This is a genomic window from Pseudomonas sp. MIS38 (genome assembly GCF_019891575.1).
GTDB lineage: Bacteria > Pseudomonadota > Gammaproteobacteria > Pseudomonadales > Pseudomonadaceae > Aquipseudomonas > Aquipseudomonas putida_A.
The window spans coordinates 1-620 of the sequence record NZ_JAFLXF010000063.1; the positions used below are offsets into that span (position 1 = coordinate 1).

The 620-nt window shown below is 62.3% G+C and carries 1 protein-coding gene; it reads right to left on the reverse strand.

The genetic code is table 11. The features are described from left to right. The coding region (gene tssI / locus J1G18_RS27860; RefSeq protein WP_223009609.1) for a type VI secretion system tip protein TssI/VgrG at positions 1-620 on the reverse strand (620 nt) is incomplete at both ends.

Sequence of the window (620 nt, forward strand, 5' to 3'; positions counted from 1 at the left end):
GCGGTTTCGGGTGGCGCAGCGGTGGACGGTTCGGCACGTCCCACGGGGTCGCCTGAAAACGGTTGCGGTAGCCCTGATGGAAATCGTCTTTGAGGGCAGTGGTGTCGCTGGTCACCGACTCTTCCAGCACTTGCGGCTGCTTGCCTTCGTGCAGGACTTCGGTCAGCAGCCACAGGTCATTCCATTTGGCTTTCGGGTGCTCGGTCAGGGCGAGGAAATGACCGCTGACCAGAAGTGGCTGATCACTCTTGCCTTCGGCGAGCTGGAAGTCGCTGCGGTGACGTTCGAGGGCGCGTTTGGCCAGGTGTTTGCCGCGCTCGCGGTCGATGAAACGGCCCGGGTAGTCGTAGTCTTCGAGGTCGGGCAGGGCGTCGCCGCGGTTTTCGCTTTCCAGGGTCAGGCGCGGTTTTTCGAAGTCGTAATCGCGGCGCGTGGTGCGGCTGGTACGGGTTTCCAGGCGCAGGTCGAAACGCTTGATCACCGGATTGCTGGCGACCATGCCGGAGTCTTGCTGGTAGGCCACAGGCTGGAGTTTCGGGAACACCGTCTGGTCATCGCCGAACACCAGCTTGTGCGCCGTGGCGCTGTGCTGGAAGTGGTAGTGAATACCTTCTTCCTCG